We start from the raw sequence: 2,143 nt of genomic DNA, 5'->3' as shown, positions 1-2,143 counted from the left end.
TTCGCGCCCACCGTCGTGCTGCTCGACCTGGGCATGCCGGAGATGGACGGTTTCGACGTCGCGCGCGCCATCCGCGCGGAAGGCCATGCGCACGTGCGCGTCGTCGCCCTCACGGGCTGGGGCCAGCAGGCCGACCGCGAGCGCACGCGCGCGGCCGGGTTCGATCATCACATGACCAAGCCGGTCGATCTGGCGGCGCTAGCCGCGTGGCTGGGCGCGTAACTCGTCCATCAACTGCGCGTGCAGGCGCCGGTCGCCGCACGCCAGCACCGTGCCGCCGTGCTGCGCGTCGCCGCCATCCCACGCGGTGATGACGCCGCCCGCCCCTTCGATGATGGGCACCAGCGCCTGCACATCCCACGGCTGCAGGCCCGCTTCGATGACGGCGTCGACGAGACCGGACGCGAGCATGCAGTAGGCGTAGCAGTCGCCGCCATAGCGCAGCAGCCGCGCGCGGCTTGCGACGGCGTCGAACGCGATGCGCTGGGCGGGATCGAAAATGTCGGGCGACGTGCACATCACGTGCGCGTCCGCCAGTTGCGCGCACGGGCGCGTGTGCAGCACGTGGCCGCCGTTCCACGCGCAGTGCGCCGTGCCGACGAAGCGCTCGCGCGTGAAGGGCTGGTTCATCAGGCCCAGCACCGGACGCGTGCCGTCGTTCAGCGCGATCAGCGTGCCCCACAGCGGCAGGCCGAGGAGGAACGCTTTCGTGCCGTCGATGGGATCGAGCACCCAGGTGAGGCCATCGCCGGCCTGCGCCCCTTCCTCTTCGCCGAGGATGCCGTGATGCGGATAGCGCGCGCGGATCAGCGCCCGCATCACGCGCTCGGCGCCGCGGTCGGCCGCCGTCACCGGATCGAAGCCGTGCGCGCTCTTGTTCTCGGCGCCGCTGCCGGCGCGGAAATGCGGCAGGATGGCGCCGGCGGCCGCGTCGGCCAGCTCGTTGGCGAACTGCAGGTACTCGTCGAATTCAGCGGCATCGATGGGCATCGGCTATCTCGCAGGAAGGCGGCACGGCGCCGCCTCCCGATACTACATCGAACCTGCGCCGGCTTGGGTAAATACGCATGCCTCGCCATCGTCGGGCACGAGAACCCGCCCCACCAGATCCTGCGTGTCCACCCACGCCCGCAGCTCGGCCCGCGACAGCATGCAGTGATTCACGGCTTCCAGGTGGCTCGCGACGATGGCCGCCCGCGGCGCCGCCTTCACTACACTGGCCACGTCGTCCAGGTCCATGATGATGGGCCCCAGGCCCGGCACCTGCGCGTCGCCGCAGTTCAGCACGACGACGTCCGGATCGTACGTCTCCAGCGCCGCCGCCACGTGCGCGTTCCACACCGTGTCGCCGGCGATGTACAGCGTGGGCTCGTCCGGATGGCGCAGCACGAGGCCGCTCACTTCGCCCATGCGCGCGCCGATGGCGGCCATGACGGTGTCGCTGCCGTGCTGGCCGCGGGTCTGGGCGATGCGGACGCCGTCGAACAGGGTGTCGCCTTGCGCCGACAGCGTGCGCACGTCGGTGAAGCCGTCGGCGCGGATGGCCCGCGCATCGGCGTCGTTCTGCGCGAACACGGTCAATGCGCGCGGCAGCGCGCGCCGCGCGGCGTCGTCCCAGTGGTCGGCGTGCAGGTGCGTGACGAGCACGGCGTCCACGTCGAACAGGGTCGCCAGAGGCACGGGCAGGTCGACGAGCGGATTCGCGAGGTGGCTGTTGGCCGTGCCGGCAAAGCCGGGGTAGGCGCCCTTGTCGCCCAGCAGCGGGTCGACGAGGAAGGTCTTGCCGGCGTACTCGATGAGCAGCGTGGCGTTGCGGATCTGGGTCACTTGCATGGTGTCTCTCCTTGGTTGTGTGACGCCATTCTCGCGGTGCGGACGGTTGCCCGACAGTGGCCCGAAGGACAACCTTCGATATAATCGGGCCATGACCCGACATGATCACTCCACCTGGCGCGTGGCCGTCATCGCCTTCGACGGCATGACGCCCTTCCACCTGTCCGTGCCCTGCCTCGTGTTCGGCGGCCGTCCCGGCGCGGATGCGAGATCGCGCTTCGCGCTGACGGTGTGCGGCGCCGGATCGGCCTCGCCGCTGGCCACGAGCGCCGGCTTCGGCATCGTGCCGGGCCACGGCCTGGAAGCGCTG

The 2,143-nt window shown here is 70.7% G+C and carries 3 protein-coding genes and 1 pseudogene; 2 read left to right on the top strand and 2 right to left on the bottom strand.

Annotated elements, in window-relative coordinates:
* On the top strand, nucleotides 1–222 hold a 222-nt coding region (locus ACEN88_RS29855; RefSeq protein ID WP_413345533.1), incomplete at its 5' end, for a response regulator.
* Here ACEN88_RS29855 and hisN read toward each other — a convergent pair.
* Together hisN and ACEN88_RS29845 are read right to left on the bottom strand one after the other, a co-directional pair.
* Nucleotides 199–990, bottom strand: coding sequence for a histidinol-phosphatase (gene hisN / locus ACEN88_RS29850; RefSeq protein WP_413345531.1), 792 nt, complete (start codon nucleotides 988–990; stop codon nucleotides 199–201). The genes ACEN88_RS29855 and hisN overlap by 24 nt on opposite strands.
* Nucleotides 991–1,032: 42 nt before the next feature.
* Entirely contained in the window at nucleotides 1,033–1,833 is an 801-nt protein-coding gene (locus ACEN88_RS29845) for an MBL fold metallo-hydrolase (RefSeq protein ID WP_413345529.1), read from the bottom strand.
* Nucleotides 1,834–1,924: 91 nt separating this feature from the next.
* Between ACEN88_RS29845 and ACEN88_RS29840 the strand changes: the two are divergent.
* A pseudogene (locus ACEN88_RS29840) lies at nucleotides 1,925–2,143 on the top strand (GlxA family transcriptional regulator); the annotation flags it as partial.

Origin of the sequence: Massilia sp. CT11-108 (assembly GCF_047302915.1) — a bacterium.
Taxonomy (GTDB): Bacteria; Pseudomonadota; Gammaproteobacteria; order Burkholderiales; family Burkholderiaceae_D; genus Telluria; species Telluria orientalis.
Note: the sequence above shows the minus strand (reverse complement) of the source record. Positions and strands in the feature narration are given on the sequence as shown.

Coding starts and splice junctions, on each gene's coding strand:
- hisN (WP_413345531.1), bottom strand. CDS start 990: ATGCCCATCGATGCCGCTGAATTCGACGAGTACCTGCAGTTCGCCAAC.
- ACEN88_RS29845 (WP_413345529.1), bottom strand. CDS start 1,833: ATGCAAGTGACCCAGATCCGCAACGCCACGCTGCTCATCGAGTACGCC.